This window comes from Micromonospora humi, from assembly GCF_900090105.1.
Taxonomy (GTDB): Bacteria; Actinomycetota; Actinomycetes; order Mycobacteriales; family Micromonosporaceae; genus Micromonospora; species Micromonospora humi.
Genome location: NZ_FMDM01000011.1, coordinates 170,696 through 187,214, shown reverse-complemented (window position 1 = coordinate 187,214; position 16,519 = coordinate 170,696). Strand labels below are relative to the sequence as shown.

Genomic DNA, 16,519 nt, shown 5'->3' with positions numbered 1-16,519 from the left:
CCCCCGTGGTTCGTCATCCCTATGAACACGACGCCCCACGGGGCCGAAAAGCGGCAGCCCGTGGGGCGTGACCTCCGTCATTGACGGACGTGAAACCTTCTGTTACGGGTCCGCTCAGTCGTTGAGCACCTGGGACAGCCGGTCCCGGAACCGGCGCTCCGAGTCGCTCACCACGTCGCCGCCGATGCCCAGGATGCCGCCGGTGGAGGCGGCGCCCACCACCTGCTCGGCGATCTCCACCAGCCAGTGCCGGTATGCCCCGGCCTGCCCCTCGTCCACCTTGCCGGTGAGCAGGGCGGAGGCCTGGCCGGCGCGGGCGAGCACGTCCTCGATCATCGCCGTCGGGTCGTCCGGCGTGATCACCGGCAGCTCGGCGCCGGTCTCCGGGTCGCCGACCCGGGCGATGATCTCGCCGGCCACGGCCGCCACCAGCGGGCTGGCCGACTCGCGGCCGGCGGCGATGGTCTCCAACCCGGCGGCGTTCTCGGCCATGGTCCGTCGGGTGCCGTCGGACTCGGCCGCGGCCGCCGCGGTGAGCACCGCCTGCGGCAGACCCGCCAGCAGCCCCCACTCCTCGTCGGAGACGCCGAACCGGGTGTACGCCGGCTGCTCGATCACGATCAGGTCCTTTCGCCGTGTTCGTCGTTTTGTCGACGGGCACCGTGACGGTGCCCGGGTCAGGCTAGTCCAGCTCCAGCAGGCCCTGTTCGGACACCACGCGCACGGACAGCGTCTTGTAGCCCACCTCGTCGAAGAGCACCGTCATCCGGTCGTCCTCGTAGTTGAGCACCAGGCCGGACCCCCACTCGCCGTGGCGGACCTGGCTGTGCACCGGGAACGGCCCCACCGCGCCGTCGTTCGCCACGCTGGTGCCGGCGTGGCAGTTGTCGCAGTGGCCGCAGACCTCGTTCATCTGCTCGCCGAAGTAGGCCAGCAGGACCTGCCCCCGGCAGCCGGTGGTCTCGGCGAACGCGCGCATCATGTCGGTGCGCGAGCGGGTCACGGTCTGCTGCCGCTCGGCCTCGGTGCGCGCCGCCTGCCCGGCCTCGACCGCGTCCGGGGCGTAGCGGGGCGCGCCGACGCGCTGCCGGGCGCGGGGCTCGGCGGCGCCGATCTGTTCCAGCAGGGACAGGTACTGGCCGAGCTTGCGCGGGCCCAGGCCGGTCAGTTCGCGCAGCTCCTTGCGGGTGCGGGCCTTGCTCCGCAGCACCGCGGCGAGGTCACACAGCTCCTTCTCGTTCGGCAGGCCGCCGCTGAAGTAGCGCTGGAGGCCGACGTCCTCGGACCGCCAGAGCAGCAGCACCCGCGACGGCGAGCCGTCCCGGCCGGCCCGGCCGATCTCCTGGAAGTAGCTGTCCGGCGAGTCGGGCAGCGCCATGTGCACCACCCAGGCGATGTTCGGCTTGTCGATGCCCATCCCGAACGCCGAGGTGGCCACCATGATCGGCACCTGATCGGCGAGGAAAGCCTCGTGCAGCTGGTGCCGCGCCCCGGTGGGCATGCCGCCGTGGTAGAACTCGGCGGGGAAGCCCGCGGTGGTCAGCCGCTCGGCCAGTTCCTCGGCCGCGCGTCGGGTCGGCACGTAGATGATGCCGGGGCGCTCGTCGTCGCGCAGCAGCGCGATCAGCCGCCGCCAGCGGTAGTCGTCGGTCGGGCAGTAGGCCACCTCGAGGAAGAGGTTGGGCCGGTCCAGCCCGGAGACCACCACCTCGGGCTCGCGCAGCCGCAGCCGGGCGATGATGTCGTCGCGGACCGGCGGGGAGGCGGTGGCCGTCAGCGCCACCACCGGGGGGCGGCCGAGGCCGTCGATGAGGTGGCCGAGCGCGAGATAGTCCGGCCGGAAGTCGTGTCCCCAGGACGAGATGCAGTGCGCCTCGTCGATCGCGACCAGCGCCGGGGCGAGCGAGCGGACCTCGGCGAGCCGGTCCGGGTTGCTCAGCGCCTCCGGCGTGATGAAGAGGAACTCGGCCCGACCGGCCCGGATCTCCTCGATCGCCTCGGCCTGCTGCGTGGCGCTCTCGTCCGAGCTGATCCGCACCGCGCGCAGCTCCGGCCGCTGGCGCTCGTTGAGCGCGGCGATCTGGTCCTGCTGGAGCGCGAGCAGCGGTGAGATCACCACGGTCGGGCCGGGGATGAGGCTGGCCGGGATCTGGTAGATCGCCGACTTGCCGGCGCCGGTGGGCAGCACCACCAGGGCGTCGTGGCGCTTCATGACGGCGCGCATGGCGGCCAGCTGGTTGGGCCGCAGCGCGGTCCAGCCGAACAGGTTCTTCGCCGCGTGGCGCAGGTTGGTGGCGTGCGTCGTCAGTTTCATCAACGGCCACAGCTACCCCCGGTCTCCGAGGCCGAAACCGGGGCGGAGGTTGACGTACGGTAACGACCGGCGGCATTATGAATGCACGTTCATGAACAATTGTTCACGGAATGAGGTGCGGGATGCCCGATATCCGCAACGACCAGCAGGAACGCGCCTGGAACGGGTACGAGGGCCGGCACTGGGCGGCACACCGGCACCGCTACGACGCGGTCAACGCCGGCTTCAACGACCTGCTGCTCGCCGCCGTCCGGCCGGGCGACCGGGTGCTCGACGTCGGCTGCGGCACCGGCCAGCTGACCCGCCTCGCCGCCGGTCGGAGCGGCACCGGGTCGGCGCTCGGCGTCGACCTCTCCGCGCCCATGCTGGCCACCGCCCGCGCCGCCACCGCCGCCGAGGCGGTGTCCAACGTCGACTTCCTGCGGGCCGACGCCCAGGTGCACCCGTTCGCCCCCGGGGCGTACGACGTGGTGCTGAGCCGGTTCGGCGTGATGTTCTTCGCCGAGCCGGTCGCCGCCTTCGGCAACCTGACCCGGGCACTGCGCCCCGGCGGGCGGCTGGCCTTCGTCTGCCTCGACGACTGGCGACGCGGCGACCTGGGCGCCGCGCTCGCGCCGCTGGCCACGCTCCCGGAACCGCCCGACGACGCCACCCCGACGGCCGACGACGCCCCGGCCGGCGGGCCGCTCTCGCTCGCCGACCCGGCGGTGACCCGCGAGGTGCTCACCGACGCCGGTCTGGTCGACGTCGACTGCGCGCGCCACGAGGTGGCCGGGACCTGGGGACGCGACGCGGCCGACGCCGGCGCGTTCCTGGCCGGGTGGGGGCCGGTCCGGCACCGGCTCGCGCCGCTCGGACCGGCGGTCGGTGAGCGGGTCCGGGGCGCGTTGGTGGCGGCCATGCGCCCGTACGCCGGCCCGGACGGCGTCCGGCTGCGCACCGCCGCCTGGCTGGTGACCGCCCGACGGCCCGGCTGATCCCGGGCCCCGCTGCCGCCGGGGCCGGCTCGCACGGGGGAGCCGGCCCCGGCACCCCCACCCCCTAGGATCTGCGGTGATGGCACCCAGGAGAGCGGCCGTGCTGCGCGACGGTGGGCAGAGCCTGCGCGAGCACCTGATCGCGGCCGCCGCGCGCCTGCTGGACCGGCGCGGGGCGGCCGGGCTGACCGTACGCGACGTGGCCCGCGAGGCCGGCGTCGCCGACGGGGTGCTCTACAACCACTTCGCCGACAAGGAGGAGCTGCTCGCCCACGCGCTGCACGCGCACATCCGGGCGGTCGAGGCGGCGCTGGCGGGTGCCGTCCCGCAACCCGGCGAGGGCAGCCTGGCCGGCAACCTCCGGGTCTGGCTGGACCGGTCGCTGGCGCTGCACGCGGCGATCCTGCCCGCGCTCGCCGGCCTGACCACCCAGCCGAAACTGCTCGCCCGGCTCGCCGAGCTGCCCGCCCTGCCCGGCGGCGACCCCGGCGTACGGGCGGAGTTCGCCGACTATCTGCGGGCCGAGCAACGCCTGGGCCGGGTCGCGCCGACCGCCGACCCGCGGGCGGCGGCGACCCTGCTCGTCGGCGTCTGCCACGACCTGGTGCTGAGCCGGCTGCTCGACCCGGCCGGGGGGCCGCCGCAGCCCGACCCGGAGCTGGTGGCCGCCCTGGTCGACACGCTGCTGCGCGGGGTGGCGCCGGCCGGGCCCGGCTGAGGCGGGCGCTCACCGCAGCCGGGGCAGCACCTCCCGCTGGTAGAGGTCGAACAGGCCCTGCCAGTGCGGGCCGGTGTTGGCGACGTAGACCTCGTCGAAGCCGGCCTTGGCGTACTTGTCGATCATCTCCAGGTGGCCGTCGGCGTCCGGACCGCAGACGAACGCCTCCCGCACCTGCTCCGGGCGGACCAGCTGCGCGGCCTGCTCGAAGTGGCGTGGCGAGGGAAGCACCTGGGACAGCTCGCCCGGCACGCCCGCGTTGGGCCAGCGCTCGTACGCGATCCGCGCGCCCTCGTCGGCGGTGTCGGCGTACGCGGCCTTGAAGCCGCCCTGGCACGGCTTGTCGCCGCCGCCGGCGTCGCGGAACCGGCGCACCATGTCGGCGTCGGGCATCATGCTGACGTACCCGTCGCCGATGCGCGCGGCCAGCTCGATCGCCTTCGGGCCGAAGCCGGAGACGTAGATCGACGGGGGCGTCTCGGGTCGGGTGTAGACGCGGGCGTGCTCCACCGTGTAGTGCGTGCCGTGGTGGTTGACGAAGTCGCCGCGCCACAGCTCGCGGATCACCTCGACCGCCTCCTCGAGCATCTCCAGCCGGACGTCGGCCTGCGGCCAGGCGTCGCCGAAGATGTGCTCGTTCAGCGCCTCGCCGCTGCCCACGCCGAGCACGAAGCGTCCCTCGTGCAGCACCGCGCTGGTGGCCGCCGCCTGGGCGACGACCGCCGGGTGGAGGCGCACGGTCGGGCAGGTGACCGCCGTGGTCACCGGCAGCCGGCAGACCTGGCTGAGCGCGCCGATGGTGGACCACACGAACGGGCTCTGGCCCTGCGCGTCGACCCACGGGTGGTAGTGGTCGGAGATCCACAGTGCCTCGAAGCCGGCCTGCTCGGCGCCGCGCGCCTGGGCCAGCAGTTCGGCCGGGGTGTACTCCTCGCTGGACAGGAAGTAGCCGATCCTCATTGTTTCCCCTCCGCCGTGTCCGGACACCGGCCTCCCTACCCCGAGGGTCAGCGGCGGAACATCGCTCGGATCGCGATCAGCAGGAACAGGGCGCCGACCACCAGGCCGAGCAGGCGTACGCCGGGGATGTCGGCGGCGCCGGTGGCGTCGGCGAGCGGCAGGACGGGCATGTCTGAACTCTCCCACGGTGGATGGCCGAGGGCCAGCGCCTAACAGTAAGGATTGTTGACTATTTAGCTGCGCGGTGTGACCATGTCAGCACCCGCCGGTCGTGGCGGGTCCGTGGGGGAGACGGGGGTACGACAGGGTGAGCGCGAGGAGCGAGCGGATCGTCGGAGCTACCGGAGACCTGGCGGCCCTCGCCGCCGCCGTCCTGCAACCCGGGTTCGTCGGCACCACGCCGCCGCAGTGGGTCTGCCGCTGGCTCGGCGAAGGGCTCGGGTCGGTCGTCCTCTTCGCCCGCAACGTCGTCGACCACGAGCAGGTCGCGAACCTGACCGCCACCCTGCGGGCGGAGCGGCCGGACGTGATCGTGGCGATCGACGAGGAAGCCGGCGACGTCACCCGGATCGAGTCCGCCCGGGGCAGCTCCCGCCCCGGAAACTTCGCCCTCGGCGCGGTCGACGACCCGGCGCTGACCGAGGAGGTCGCCCGCGACCTGGGCGCCGAGCTGGCCGCGGTCGGTGTCACCCTCGACTACGCGCCGGACGCCGACGTCAACTCCAACCCGGCCAACCCGGTGATCGGGGTGCGCTCGTTCGGCGCCGACCCCGACCTGGTCGCCCGCCACACCGCCGCCTGGGTACGCGGCCTGCAGGCCGGCGGGGTCGCCGCCTGCGCCAAGCACTTCCCCGGGCACGGCGACACCCACGTCGACTCCCACCACGACCTGCCCCGCATCGGCGCCGACCGGGCCCGCCTCGACACCATCGAGCTGGCCCCGTTCCGGGCCGCGGTGGCGGCCGGCACCCAGGCGGTGATGACCGGTCACCTGCTCGTACCGGCGCTCGACCCGGAGCTGCCGGCCACGCTCAGCGCGCGCATCCTGGGCGGACTGCTCCGCGAGGAGTTGGGCTTCAACGGCGTGGTGGTGACCGACGCGGTGGAGATGCGGGCGGTCTCCGACCGGTACGGCTTCGCCGGCGCGGCGGTCCGCGCGCTCGCCGCCGGCGCCGACGCCATCTGCGTGGGCGGGGAACGGGCCGCCGAGGCCGACGCCCGCGAGCTGCGCGACGCGATCGTCGCCGCCGTGGTGAGCGGGGAACTGCCCGAGGAGCGGCTGGCCGAGGCGGCCAAGCGGGTCGGTCAGCTCGCCGCGTGGAGCGTGGCCGCCCGGGCCCACCGCCGCGCCGCCCCGGCCGCGCCGGACGGGTCACCCATCGGCCTGACCGCCGCCCGCCGGGCGCTGCGGATCACCGGCGACGCCACGCTGCTGCCGCTCGCCGGGCCGGCGCACGTGGTGGAGTTCGCGCCGCCCCGCAACATCGCCATCGGCGAGGAGACGCCCTGGGGGATCGCCGCGCCCCTGACCCACCTGGCGCCCGGCACCACCACCGCCCGGTACGCCGCCGACGCCGTCCCGGCGGACCCGGCGACCGGCTCCGCCGACCGACCGTTGGTGCTGGTCGTGCGCGACCTGCACCGGCACGGGTGGATGCGGGACGCGGTCACCCGAGCCCTGGCCGCCCGCCCGGACGCGGTCGTGGTCGAGCTGGGTGTGCCCGAGCTGGCCGCCGGCCGGGTGCACCTGGCCACCCACGGCGCCACCGCCGCGGCGGCCCGCGCCGCCGCCGAGCTGCTGGCCGGCGCCCGCTGAACTCCCGGCCCGGCCGGGTGGGGAGGTCCCCCGGCCGGGCCGGGCCTCAGGGCGCGTCGACCACCAGGTCGGCGTACTCCGGATGGCGCTCGATGAACGCGGCCACGAACGGGCACCGGGGCACCACCCGGCCGCCACGCTCACGGATCTGGTCCAGCATGCCGCGGACCAGCGCGGCGCCCACGCCCTGCCCCTGGTAGCGGTCGTCGACCTCGGTGTGGGTGAAGACCAGCACCTCGCCGCGCGGCAGGTACGCGCTGAACCCGGCCAGCGCGTCGTCGACCAGGATCTCGAAGCGGTGCTTGGCGGGGTTCTCCTCGACCAGGAAGTTCACCGGTCCATCGTCCTCTCGTCGTCGGCCAGCCGGTCGAGTTCGGCCAGCAGCCGGTCCACCTCGTCGACGGTGTTGTAGTGGTAGACGCTCGCCCGGACCGCGCCGCCGGAGTCGCGCAGGCCCATCGCGCGGAAGTATTCGTAGGCGTAGTAGTCGCCGGAGGAGAGGCACAGACCCGCCTCGCCCAACGCCGCGGCGGTCTCCGCCGGGGCCCGGCCGGCCACCCGGAACGACACCGTCGGGCAGCGCCGCGCCGGTGAGCCGTGGACGGTGACGAAGGGCCGGGACGTCAGCCCGGCGAGCAGCCGGTCGAAGACCGCCTCCTCGTGCGCCTGCGCGGCGGCAAGGCCGGCGCGTACCCGCTCGCGCCGGTCGCCGGTCGCGGCCGGGTCGAGCGCGGCCAGGTGGTCCACCGCGGCGGTCACGCCGGCCAGCAGCGGGAAGCTCGGGGTGCCGTACTCGAACCGGTCCGGGATCGTGTCGGCGGAGGGCAGCAGCTTCGCCGGGCGCAGCGTCGCCCACCACGCCGGGTCGGCGACCATCGCCGCCAGGTGCGGCCCGGACCACTTGTAGGCGCTGGTGACCAGCACGTCCGCGCCGAGCGAGGCCAGGTCGGTGGGGCCGTGCGGCACGGAGTGCACCCCGTCCACGCAGACCAGCGCGCCGACGGCGTGCGCGGTCTTGGCGATCGCCGCCACGTCCGGCACGGTGCCGATCGCGTTGCTGCCGGCGGTCACCGCGACCAGCCGGGTGCGGCCGGTGACCAGCTCGGCGTACTGACCGGCGGGCAGCTCGCCGGTGGCCCTGTCGAACTCGGCCCAGCGCACCGTGGCGCCGGCCGCCTCGGCGGCCTGCACCCAGGGGCGGACGTTGGCGTCGTGGTCCAGCCGCGACACCACCACCTCGTCGCCGGGCCGCCAGCCCGCGCCCAGCGTCCGGGCCAGGGTGTAGGTCAGCGCGGTGGCGCTCGGCCCGAGCACCACGCCCGACGGGTCCGCGCCCAGCAGGTCGGCGACCGCGGACCGGGCGCCGGCGACCAGGTCCAGCGCGCGCCGGCCGGGGGCGAAGGCGGTGCTGCGGTTGCCCGTGGCGGCCCGCATCGCGTCGGCCACCGCCTCGATCACCCCGGCGGCGGTCTGGGTGCCACCGGCGCCGTCGAAGTGGACGAAACCCTCGCCCAGCGCGGGGTATTCGCCCCGCACCCGGGCAACATCAAATGCCATTCCCGCACCCTAGCGCGGAAGGCGGGGCCCTCTTGCCGCTCCCTCGGCGAGTGAGCGGCCAGCCGGGGCATGGCCGCCGGGCGGTACCGTTGGGGAGGTGACGAACCGACGCGCCACCTTCGCCCCGACTCCCGCCCGCCGCACCGCCGGGCTGCTCGCCGGTCTCGCCCTCGGCGCCGCGCTGCTCGCCGGTTGCAGTTCCAACGGCGCCGACACCGACTGCGGCCTGGACGCCTGCACCATCACCTTCGACCGGGGCGTGGACGCCAGCGCCACCATCCTCGGCATCGAGGCCAAGCTCATCGGCACCCAGGACGACCAGGTCACCGTCGAGGTGGCCGGTGAGCAGCTCTCGCTCACCACCGGGCAGCAGGCCACCGAGGTCGGCGGCTTCCAGGTCAGCCTGGACAGCGTCACCGACCAGAACGTCGTGCTGCGGGTGGCCCGCAACCCCAACGGCTGATCCGATTCGGCCGGGCGGCGGCGGGCGGCGACGTTTGGAAAACCGCACGTCGGGAGATTGAGGGCGCATGTCTGTCACCCGAAACGCCGGAGCCACCGCCGCGCAGGCCAAGAACAGCCGGTGGCTCGAACTGTTGACCCGCGCCGGTTTCATCGGCTATGGAATCGTGCACCTCCTCTTCGGCTGGCTGGCGCTGCAGATCGCCTTCGGCAACTCCGGCGAGGAGGGCAACCAGAACGGCGCCCTGCGCACCCTCGGCGAGCAGCCGCTCGGCAAGTTCGTCCTGGTCGTCATCGCGATCGGGCTCTTCGCGATGGCCATCTGGCAGGCCTCCGAGGCGCTGGTCGGCCACCAGTCGAAGACCGGCAAGGAGCGGACCTTCGAGCGGATCGCCTCGGTCGTGCGGGTGATCATCTTCGTCTGGCTGGGCTGGACCGCGATCAAGGTCGTCCAGGACGCCAGCTCCAACTCCTCCAACCAGCAGCAGCAGCTCACCGAGAAGCTGATGGCCTCCGACGGCGGCCGGTGGCTGGTCGGGCTGGCCGGGCTGGTGCTCGCCGCGGTCGGCGTCGGCATGGTGATCTACGGCCTGAAGAAGAAGTTCGAGCGCAACCTCAAGACCGGCGAGATGAACCCGAAGACGCACAAGCTGGTCCGCCGCCTCGGCATGGCCGGGTACGCCGCGCGGGGCACCGTGTTCGCCATCGCCGGCCTGCTCATCGTGGTCGCCGCGGTGAAGTACGACCCGGAGAAGGCGCGCGGTCTGGACGCCGCCCTGCGGACGCTGCGCGACCAGGCGTACGGGCCGTGGCTGCTGGCGCTGATGGCGCTCGGCATCGCCGCGTTCGGCGTCTACTGCTTCTTCCAGTCCCGGTTCCGCAAGGTCTGAGCCTGGTCGATGTCCGGACCGCCGGGCACCATTGGGCCTTTGCCCGATTCCCGCCCGGGCCGGAGGGAGACTTCTCGTGCAGAGTTATCTGGTGACCGTCGCCGCCGCGCTCGCCGCGGCGGCGGTCGCGTTGGTGCTGGTCGCGGTGGTGCACCGGGTGACCCGCCGACTCGGCCGCCGGTCGCTGCTGATGACCGAGCTGACCGAGCACGCGCACCGCGCGTTCCAGGTCGCCGTGACCGTCATCGCCGTGCAGCTCGCGGTCCGGTTCACCACGCTCTACGCGGTGGGCAGCCCGTGGCGCCAGTTCGTCCTGCACACGCTCGGGCTGGCCATGATCGCCGCGATCGCCTGGCTGGTGGCCGCGCTGCTGGTGGTGGCGGAGGACACCGCGCTGGCCCGGTTCCGGGTGGACGTGCCGAACAACCGGCACGCCCGCCGGGTGCGGACCCAGGTGGTGCTGCTGCGCCGGCTGACCATCGCGGTGATCGTGATCCTCGCGGTCGGCGTGATGCTGATGACGTTCCCCGCCGTGCGCGGGATCGGCGCCGGCGTGCTCACCTCCGCGGGTGTGGTCGGTGTCGTCGCCGCGCTCGCCGCGCAGAGCCTGCTCGGCAACGTCTTCGCCGGCCTCCAGCTCGCCTTCAGCGACGCGGTCCGCCTCGACGACGTGGTGGTGGTCGAGGGGGAGTGGGGCCGGATCGAGGAGCTGACGCTCAGCTACGTGGTGGTGCAGATCTGGGACGACCGCCGGTTGATCCTGCCCACCTCGTACTTCACCAGCACGCCGTTCCAGAACTGGACCCGCACCGAGGCGAAGGTGCTCGGCACCGCCGAGTTCGACCTGGACTGGGCCATCCCGGCGCAGGCCATGCGGGAGGAGCTGCGCCGGCTCTGCGAGGGCACCGAGCTGTGGGACGGCCGGGTCTGCGTGCTCCAGGTGACCGACGCCACCGGCGGCATGGTCAAGGTGCGCGCGCTGGTCAGCGCCGCGGACGCCGGCAGCCTGTGGGACCTGCGCTGCCTGGTCCGGGAGCACCTGGTGACCTGGGTGCGCGACCACCGCCCGACCGCCCTGCCCCGGCTGCGCACCGAGGTGGGCGACGCCACCGGCCCGATGCCGTGGCAGTCGATGCAGCCGCGTCGTCCGGTCCGCCGTGCGACCGACACCGAGGCGCCCGACGACGCGCGGGTCTTCGGCGGCAGCGACGACGGCGACGCCCGCAGCGAGGTCTTCGTGGGCCGGGAGGACCACGCCGAGGCCCGGCGCTGACCCGCGTACCCCCGGATCGGAGCCCCCGGCCGCCGCCCGCGGCGCCGGGGGCTCCGCGCGTGCGTGACCCGGCGCCCGCGCGGCGCGTCGTCCCGGCCGGGACGGTACGCGGCCGGCCGGTCCTCCTCGCGGAGTGTCGGGCCGCCTGGGTTTGATCGGTCCGTTTCGGGGGATCTGCTGCCCATGCCCCGGATTCCGGCCCGGCCCGACGCCGGACTCCGCTGGCGCGCGGCCGGTCCGACCGGCCGCTCCGCGCAGGATTGACGGGCGGCGACTCCGGGCATACAGCGCGGTGATGACGAAAGGAGGACAGCATGGCTGACGTCGCGAGTCGCAGCACGTCCCGGACCGGGACCGAGCCGTCCACCGCGGAACTGGTGCAACGGGCCACCGAACAGGTCACCCGCCTGGTACGGGACGAACTGGCCCTGGCCCGGGCGGAGCTGACCCAGAAGGGCAAGCACGCCGGGATCGGGATCGGTCTGTTCGGCGGTGGCGGGGTGATGGCGCTCTACGGCGCCGGCGCGCTGGTCGCCACCGTGATCCTGCTGCTGGCGCTGGTCATGCCGGCGTGGTTGGCCGCGCTGATCGTGGCGGTGGCGTTGTTCCTGCTCGCCGGGATCCTGGCGCTCGTGGGCAAGAAGCAGGTCAGCCGTGCCGTCCCGCCGGTGCCGGAGGCGGCGGTCCGCAGCGTCCGGGCCGACGTCGACACGGTCACCGCCGCCGTGAAGGACGGGAGGCGGGCATGACCGGAAACGGCAACGGGACCGGTGACGTGGCGGCGCTCCGGGAGGAGATCCGCCGGACCCGGGTGGAACTCGGTGAGACGATGGAGCTGCTGGCGGCCCGGGCCGACCCGAAGGCGCTGGTGCGGCACTCCGCCGAGCAGGCGAAGGCGCGGATGCGCGAGCAGGCGGCGCTGACCGTGGCCCGGGTGCGGGAGCGGGCGGCCGAGCAGGTCCGGCAGGTCCGGGCGCAGGCGACCCACGAGCCGGGCGCCCTCGCGCGCGGCCCGTTGCCGTGGGCGGCGGTCGCGGCCGGTGCGGTGGTGACCGCGGTGGTGCTGTTGGTGGTCCGAGGGAGGCGTCGGTGAGCGGCAGGATCGGTAAGGCGGCGTACAAGCCGGTGGGGGTGCTGCTCGGCCTCGCCGCCGGTGCGGTGGCCGGGATGGTCTTCCGGCAGGTCTGGAAGCTGGCGGCGGGCGACGACGACGCGCCGAGCGCCACCGACGAGGACCGCCACTGGGGCGAGGTCCTCGCCGCCGCGGCCCTGCAGGGGGCGATCTTCTCGGCGGTCCGGGCGGCCGTGGACCGCGGTGGCGCGGTCGGCGTGCGCCGGTTGACCGGGCACTGGCCGGACTGAATCGACAGTCGAACGAGACCCCTTCCCCAGGACCCGGGGAAGGGGTCTTTCGCACAGCTCCGTCGGCACGCCCGTCGATCATCGGGCAACCTTCAGGTCACATGTCGGAGAATTTCGTCCGGTAGGCTGTGCGAAGTTTTTGCGTACGTGGTTTGCTTTCTCACGCTGTTGCGAGACGCGTGGGTTGAGAGACGTTCCCTGCACGGGGGGCCACCTCAGGCGCCGCTGCTCGAAAACGGCCAATCGGCCGCACGGCGTGCTCGGCCGCCAGTTTTAGAAGGAGTTGCACATGGCGCAGGGAACCGTGAAGTGGTTCAACGCTGACAAGGGCTTCGGCTTCATCACCGTCGACGGCGGGGGTGCTGACGTGTTCGTCCACTTCTCGGCCATCCAGACCAGCGGCTACCGCTCGCTGGAGGAGAACCAGCGGGTGGAGTTCGAGATCGCCCAGGGTCAGAAGGGTCCGCAGGCCGAGCAGGTCCGCCCCATCTGAGCTGACAAGGCGCCGGCCGGGCGGGCCGGCGCACGGAGCCCCGCATCCCGCACGGGAGGCGGGGCTTCTCCATGCCCGGCGCGCCTCAGCGGCGCCGGGCCCGCATGCCGTACCAGAGCGCCACGAGTCCGATCAGGACGACCGCCGGGCCGATCACCGCCCAGATCCGCCGGTCGGTCAGCGCGCTGCCCTCGACGTAGCCGAGCCCCAGCACCGTCCACAGCGCACCCAGCACCACGGCCAGCAGCCCGGCGGTGAGCCGGAACCAGCCCCTCATCGCACCCCCTCCACGACGTCCGTTCCGCCTCCAGCATGCCCGCCGGCGCCCGGCGCCGGTGACGCCGCGCCGACGGGCCGGGCCGAACCGGTCACCACCGGTCGTGCACCTGCGGCCGGATGAGCTCGTCGTAGGTGGCCCGCACCGAGGCCAGCTCCACCTCGGTCAGTGGCGGCTGGTCGGCCGCCTCGGCGTTGCGCCGGGCCTGCTCGGCCGAGCGGGCGCCGGGGATCACCACGGTCACGCCGGGCTGGTCGAGGATCCAGCGCAGCGCGAACTGCGCCATCGTGCGCGCGTCGCCGACCAGCGGCGCGAGCCGGCGCACCGCGGCGAGGCCGAGGTCGTAGTCGACGCCGGAGAACGTCTCGCCGACGTCGAACGACTCGCCGTGCCGGTTGAACGTGCGGTGGTCGTTCTCCGGGAACGTGGTGTGCTCGTCGTAGCGGCCGGAGAGCAGGCCGCTGGCCAGCGGGACCCGGGCGATGACGCCGACCCCGGCCGCCGCGGCCGCCGGCAGCACCCGCTCCAGCGGCTTGTGCCGCACCGCGTTGAGGATGATCTGCACGCTGGCCACCCCGGGTCGGGCGACGGCGGTGAGCGCCTGCTCGCAGGTCTCGACGCTCACCCCGTACCCGGCGATGCGCTTCTCGGCGACCAGCGTGTCCAGGGCGTCGAAGACCCGGTCGTCGGCGAAGACCGCGGTGGGCGGGCAGTGCAGCTGCACCAGGTCGAGCGTGTCGACGCCGAGGTTGGCCCGGGACCGGTCGGTCCAGGCCCGGAAGTTCTCCAGGGTGTACGCCTCCGGCGTCTGCGGCACCCGGCGACCCATCTTGGTGGCCACGGTCAGCCCGTGGTCCGGGTTGGCCCGCAGGAACCGGCCGATGAGCTGCTCGCTGCGGCCGTCGCCGTACACGTCCGCGGTGTCCAGGAAGGTGACGCCGGCGTCCACCGCGGCGGTGAGCACGTCGAGCGCCGCGTCCTCGCTGACCTCGCCCCAGTCGGCGCCGAGCTGCCACGCGCCGAGTCCGATGATGCCGACGTGCCGGCCGAGCCGGTCGAAGTTGCGCTGTTCCATCCGGTCGAGCCTAGTGAGCGGGTTGCCGCTCCGCCCGTCGGGCCGTACGGTCTCTAGCAAGACGTACGTACGGTTTGGAGATTGTCATGTGGGATCCCGGCACCTACCTGCGCTACGGCGACGAGCGCTCCCGACCCTTCTTCGACCTGCTGGCCCGCGTCGGCGCAGGCCACCCGCGCGCGGTGGTCGACCTCGGCTGCGGGCCCGGCACGCTCACCGCCACGCTCGCCGCGCGCTGGCCCGGCAGCCGGGTCACCGGCCTGGACTCCTCGCCCGAGATGATCGAACGGGCCGCCGCCCTCGGCTCTCCGGTCACCTTCGGCGTCGCCGACGTCCGCGACTGGCGGCCGGCGCCCGACGTGGACGTGCTGGTCGGCAACGCGGTCCTCCAGTGGGTCCCGGAGCACCGCCGGCTGCTCATCCGCTGGGCCGCCGAGCTGCCGCCCGGCGCGTGGCTGGCGTGCCAGGTTCCCGGCAACTTCGCCGCGCCGTCCCACCGGGCGCTGCGCGAGGTCGCCGGACGGGACCGGTGGCGTGACCCCCTCGCCGGGCTGCTGCGCGAGGCCCCGGTCGACGAGCCGGTCGACTACGCCACGCTGCTGACCGGCGCGGGCTGCGCGGTGGACGCCTGGGAGACTACCTACGTGCACCTGCTGCCGGCCGCCGGCCCGGACCACCCGGTGCTGGCCTGGATGGAGGGCACCGCCCTGCGCCCGGTCCGCGCCGCGCTGGACGCCGCCGGCTGGGCCGCCTTCCGCGCCGAGCTGGGGGTACGCCTCGCCGAGGCGTACCCGGTGCGGCAGGGTCAGGTGTACTTCCCGTTCCGCCGGATCTTCGTGGTGGCCCGCACCGGCGCCCGCGCAGAGGAGAACTCGTGACCGACCTGCCCACCTTCATCGCCGGACTGCCCAAGGTGGAGCTGCACGTGCACCACGTCGGCTCCGCCTCACCCCGGATCGTCGCCGAGCTGGCCGCCCGGCACGAGGGGCGCAGCCCCGTCCCGGCCGACCCGGAGGCGCTCGCCGACTACTTCGCGTTCCGCGACTTCGCCCACTTCATCGAGGTCTACCTGAGCGTGGTCGACCTGATCCGGGACGCCGACGACGTCTGGCTGCTCACCCACGAGGTGGCCCGGGAACTGGCCCGCCAGCAGGTCCGCTACGCCGAGTTGACGGTCACGCCCTACTCGCACGTGCACCGGGGCATCCCGGCGCCGGCGTTCTGCGAGGCGATCGAGGACGCCCGCAAGCGGGCCGAGGCCGACTTCGGCATCGCGCTGCGCTGGTGCTTCGACATCCCCGGCGAGGCCGGGTTGCCGGCCGCCGAGCAGACCCTGCGGATCGCGCTCGACGAGCGGCCGGACGGGTTGATCAGCTTCGGCCTGGGCGGCCCCGAGATCGGGGTGCCCCGGCCACAGTTCAAGCCCTACTTCGACCAGGCCCGCGCGGCCGGGTTGCGCTCCGTGCCGCACGCCGGCGAGACCACCGGCCCGGAGACGATCTGGGACGCGCTGCGCGAGCTGGGCGCCGAGCGGATCGGCCACGGCATCTCCGCCGCGCTCGACCCGGAGCTGATGACCCACCTGGCGGAGCGCCGGATCCCGCTGGAGGTGTGCCCGACCTCCAACGTGCGGACCCGGGCGGTGGCCAGCCTCGACGAGCACCCGCTGCCGCAGCTGATCGAGGCCGGCGTGCCGGTCAGCATCAACTCCGACGACCCGCCGATGTTCGGCACCACGCTCAACGACGAGTACGCGGTCGCCGCCCGCCTGCTGGGCATCGGCCCGGAGGGGGTGGCCGCGCTGGCCCGGGACGCGGTGGCCGCCGCGTTCCTGGCCCCGGCCGAGGCGGCCCGGATCAGCGCCGAGATCGACGCGTACCAGGCGAGCGCGGCGCGCTGACCGGCCGCACGGGCGCCGGCCGTCGGGACAACCGGGGCGGCCGGCGCCGGGTGGCCAGGAGCACCCCGAGCGCGACCGGCGCGAGCAGCGCGAGGTCGTGGCCGGACAGGCCGGCGGCGGTGCGGTCCGGGCCGTGCGCGAGCACCGGGTCCTGCCAGGCGGCGAGGGTGAGGGCGATGCCGAGGCCGATCACGGCGGCCCAGCGCACCAGTCGGCCGACGGTCGGCGTCATCACGGTCACCTCCGCCGGCTCGACACCGAGAGCGGCGCGCGACGGGAGCGAGGTGTGGGGGGACCGGACTCCCGCCGCGCGCACGGATCCGCCGGCCGGAAGGTGTTACGGGGCGTCCCGGCCGACGGAACTGATGGGTTCTGTCAGAGATCCTGGCATTTCGCGACCCGCTGGTGGCCGTCGTTAACGCACTCCTAAGGAGAACTTGCGCCG

21 protein-coding genes are annotated in these 16,519 nt (G+C 74.2%); 12 read left to right on the top strand and 9 right to left on the bottom strand.

The genetic code is table 11. The features are described 5' to 3' along the window. Positions 1-114 precede the first annotated feature (114 nt). Positions 115-618 (bottom strand): hypothetical protein, encoded by a 504-nt coding sequence (locus tag GA0070213_RS21205; protein WP_091067481.1) that lies wholly within the window; start codon positions 616-618, stop codon positions 115-117. A 64-nt stretch (positions 619-682) separates the two neighbouring features. Beyond that, positions 683-2,314 carry a RecQ family ATP-dependent DNA helicase gene (locus GA0070213_RS21200; RefSeq protein ID WP_091067478.1) on the bottom strand — a complete coding sequence of 544 codons (1,632 nt, stop codon included), beginning with the start codon at positions 2,312-2,314 and terminating at the stop codon, positions 683-685. A 122-nt stretch (positions 2,315-2,436) separates the two neighbouring features. Here GA0070213_RS21200 and GA0070213_RS21195 point away from each other — a divergent pair, with 122 nt between their 5' ends. Then, positions 2,437-3,291 (top strand): class I SAM-dependent methyltransferase, encoded by an 855-nt coding sequence (locus tag GA0070213_RS21195; RefSeq protein ID WP_091067475.1) that lies wholly within the window; start codon positions 2,437-2,439, stop codon positions 3,289-3,291. 79 nt (positions 3,292-3,370) lie between these two features. Then, a complete protein-coding gene (locus GA0070213_RS21190) occupies positions 3,371-4,009 on the top strand; it encodes a TetR/AcrR family transcriptional regulator (RefSeq protein ID WP_091067472.1) in 639 nt (212 codons plus the stop codon). Between the two features lie 9 nt (positions 4,010-4,018). On the opposite strand, the gene GA0070213_RS21185 is transcribed toward GA0070213_RS21190, so the two are convergent. Both GA0070213_RS21185 and GA0070213_RS32560 read right to left on the bottom strand, forming a co-directional pair. Next, entirely contained in the window at positions 4,019-4,969 is a 951-nt protein-coding gene (locus GA0070213_RS21185; protein WP_091067469.1) for a TIGR03557 family F420-dependent LLM class oxidoreductase, read from the bottom strand. A gap of 47 nt (positions 4,970-5,016) precedes the next feature. Beyond that, a complete protein-coding gene (locus GA0070213_RS32560; RefSeq protein ID WP_281182311.1) occupies positions 5,017-5,139 on the bottom strand; it encodes a hypothetical protein in 123 nt (40 codons plus the stop codon). Positions 5,140-5,297: 158 nt separating this feature from the next. Between GA0070213_RS32560 and GA0070213_RS21180 the strand changes: the two genes are divergently transcribed. Continuing rightward, positions 5,298-6,785 (top strand): glycoside hydrolase family 3 protein, encoded by a 1,488-nt coding sequence (locus GA0070213_RS21180; protein ID WP_175441432.1) that lies wholly within the window; start codon positions 5,298-5,300, stop codon positions 6,783-6,785. 46 nt (positions 6,786-6,831) lie between these two features. On the opposite strand, the gene GA0070213_RS21175 is transcribed toward GA0070213_RS21180, so the two are convergent. Both GA0070213_RS21175 and GA0070213_RS21170 read right to left on the bottom strand, forming a co-directional pair. Further along, positions 6,832-7,119 (bottom strand): GNAT family N-acetyltransferase, encoded by a 288-nt coding sequence (locus GA0070213_RS21175; protein ID WP_091067463.1) that lies wholly within the window; start codon positions 7,117-7,119, stop codon positions 6,832-6,834. Further along, on the bottom strand, positions 7,116-8,342 hold the full coding sequence (locus GA0070213_RS21170; protein WP_091067458.1) for a cysteine desulfurase-like protein: 1,227 nt from the start codon (positions 8,340-8,342) through the stop codon (positions 7,116-7,118). The genes GA0070213_RS21175 and GA0070213_RS21170 overlap by 4 nt, the downstream gene beginning before the upstream one ends. 97 nt (positions 8,343-8,439) lie before the next feature. Between GA0070213_RS21170 and GA0070213_RS21165 the strand changes: the two genes are divergently transcribed. From GA0070213_RS21165 to GA0070213_RS21135, 7 genes are all read left to right on the top strand, one after another. Next, positions 8,440-8,805, top strand: coding sequence for a hypothetical protein (locus GA0070213_RS21165; RefSeq protein WP_091067454.1), 366 nt, complete (start codon positions 8,440-8,442; stop codon positions 8,803-8,805). A 67-nt stretch (positions 8,806-8,872) separates the two neighbouring features. Continuing rightward, complete coding sequence (locus GA0070213_RS21160) at positions 8,873-9,694, top strand: DUF1206 domain-containing protein (protein ID WP_091067451.1); 822 nt, start codon at positions 8,873-8,875, stop codon at positions 9,692-9,694. Between the two features lie 76 nt (positions 9,695-9,770). Beyond that, positions 9,771-10,967 carry a mechanosensitive ion channel family protein gene (locus GA0070213_RS21155; protein ID WP_091067447.1) on the top strand — a complete coding sequence of 399 codons (1,197 nt, stop codon included), beginning with the start codon at positions 9,771-9,773 and terminating at the stop codon, positions 10,965-10,967. Positions 10,968-11,281: 314 nt separating this feature from the next. Then, positions 11,282-11,716: a phage holin family protein gene (locus GA0070213_RS21150; protein ID WP_091067444.1), complete on the top strand. Its 435-nt coding sequence runs from the start codon at positions 11,282-11,284 to the stop codon at positions 11,714-11,716. Next, positions 11,713-12,060, top strand: coding sequence for a DUF3618 domain-containing protein (locus GA0070213_RS21145; RefSeq protein WP_091067440.1), 348 nt, complete (start codon positions 11,713-11,715; stop codon positions 12,058-12,060). The genes GA0070213_RS21150 and GA0070213_RS21145 overlap by 4 nt, the downstream gene beginning before the upstream one ends. After that, the gene (locus tag GA0070213_RS21140) at positions 12,057-12,329 is read left to right on the top strand and encodes a DUF4235 domain-containing protein (protein WP_091067436.1); all 273 of its coding nucleotides are present in this window, start codon (positions 12,057-12,059) and stop codon (positions 12,327-12,329) included. The genes GA0070213_RS21145 and GA0070213_RS21140 overlap by 4 nt, the downstream gene beginning before the upstream one ends. Before the next feature lie 289 nt (positions 12,330-12,618). Beyond that, positions 12,619-12,822, top strand: coding sequence for a cold-shock protein (locus GA0070213_RS21135; protein WP_030338233.1), 204 nt, complete (start codon positions 12,619-12,621; stop codon positions 12,820-12,822). 85 nt (positions 12,823-12,907) lie between these two features. Here the strand turns inward: GA0070213_RS21135 and GA0070213_RS21130 are convergent, their stop codons facing one another. Together GA0070213_RS21130 and GA0070213_RS21125 are read right to left on the bottom strand one after the other, a co-directional pair. After that, positions 12,908-13,099, bottom strand: coding sequence for a hypothetical protein (locus GA0070213_RS21130; RefSeq protein ID WP_091067433.1), 192 nt, complete (start codon positions 13,097-13,099; stop codon positions 12,908-12,910). 91 nt (positions 13,100-13,190) lie between these two features. Further along, positions 13,191-14,174 carry an aldo/keto reductase gene (locus GA0070213_RS21125; RefSeq protein WP_091067429.1) on the bottom strand — a complete coding sequence of 328 codons (984 nt, stop codon included), beginning with the start codon at positions 14,172-14,174 and terminating at the stop codon, positions 13,191-13,193. An 86-nt stretch (positions 14,175-14,260) separates the two neighbouring features. On the opposite strand from GA0070213_RS21125, the gene GA0070213_RS21120 reads away from it, so the two are divergent. Continuing rightward, a complete protein-coding gene (locus tag GA0070213_RS21120) occupies positions 14,261-15,052 on the top strand; it encodes a trans-aconitate 2-methyltransferase (RefSeq protein WP_091067426.1) in 792 nt (263 codons plus the stop codon). Further along, entirely contained in the window at positions 15,049-16,074 is a 1,026-nt protein-coding gene (locus tag GA0070213_RS21115; RefSeq protein WP_091067424.1) for an adenosine deaminase, read from the top strand. The genes GA0070213_RS21120 and GA0070213_RS21115 overlap by 4 nt, the downstream gene beginning before the upstream one ends. On the opposite strand, the gene GA0070213_RS21110 is transcribed toward GA0070213_RS21115, so the two are convergent. After that, a complete protein-coding gene (locus tag GA0070213_RS21110; protein WP_139128707.1) occupies positions 16,031-16,306 on the bottom strand; it encodes a hypothetical protein in 276 nt (91 codons plus the stop codon). The genes GA0070213_RS21115 and GA0070213_RS21110 overlap by 44 nt on opposite strands. Positions 16,307-16,519: the final 213 nt, after the last annotated feature.

Coding starts and splice junctions, on each gene's coding strand:
- GA0070213_RS21190 (WP_091067472.1), top strand. CDS start 3,371: ATGGCACCCAGGAGAGCGGCCGTGCTGCGCGACGGTGGGCAGAGCCTG.
- GA0070213_RS21145 (WP_091067440.1), top strand. CDS start 11,713: ATGACCGGAAACGGCAACGGGACCGGTGACGTGGCGGCGCTCCGGGAG.
- GA0070213_RS21195 (WP_091067475.1), top strand. CDS start 2,437: ATGCCCGATATCCGCAACGACCAGCAGGAACGCGCCTGGAACGGGTAC.
- GA0070213_RS21125 (WP_091067429.1), bottom strand. CDS start 14,174: ATGGAACAGCGCAACTTCGACCGGCTCGGCCGGCACGTCGGCATCATC.
- GA0070213_RS21130 (WP_091067433.1), bottom strand. CDS start 13,099: ATGAGGGGCTGGTTCCGGCTCACCGCCGGGCTGCTGGCCGTGGTGCTG.
- GA0070213_RS32560 (WP_281182311.1), bottom strand. CDS start 5,139: ATGCCCGTCCTGCCGCTCGCCGACGCCACCGGCGCCGCCGACATCCCC.
- GA0070213_RS21160 (WP_091067451.1), top strand. CDS start 8,873: ATGTCTGTCACCCGAAACGCCGGAGCCACCGCCGCGCAGGCCAAGAAC.
- GA0070213_RS21200 (WP_091067478.1), bottom strand. CDS start 2,314: ATGAAACTGACGACGCACGCCACCAACCTGCGCCACGCGGCGAAGAAC.
- GA0070213_RS21110 (WP_139128707.1), bottom strand. CDS start 16,306: ATGACGCCGACCGTCGGCCGACTGGTGCGCTGGGCCGCCGTGATCGGC.
- GA0070213_RS21120 (WP_091067426.1), top strand. CDS start 14,261: ATGTGGGATCCCGGCACCTACCTGCGCTACGGCGACGAGCGCTCCCGA.
- GA0070213_RS21150 (WP_091067444.1), top strand. CDS start 11,282: ATGGCTGACGTCGCGAGTCGCAGCACGTCCCGGACCGGGACCGAGCCG.
- GA0070213_RS21185 (WP_091067469.1), bottom strand. CDS start 4,969: ATGAGGATCGGCTACTTCCTGTCCAGCGAGGAGTACACCCCGGCCGAA.
- GA0070213_RS21135 (WP_030338233.1), top strand. CDS start 12,619: ATGGCGCAGGGAACCGTGAAGTGGTTCAACGCTGACAAGGGCTTCGGC.
- GA0070213_RS21170 (WP_091067458.1), bottom strand. CDS start 8,342: ATGGCATTTGATGTTGCCCGGGTGCGGGGCGAATACCCCGCGCTGGGC.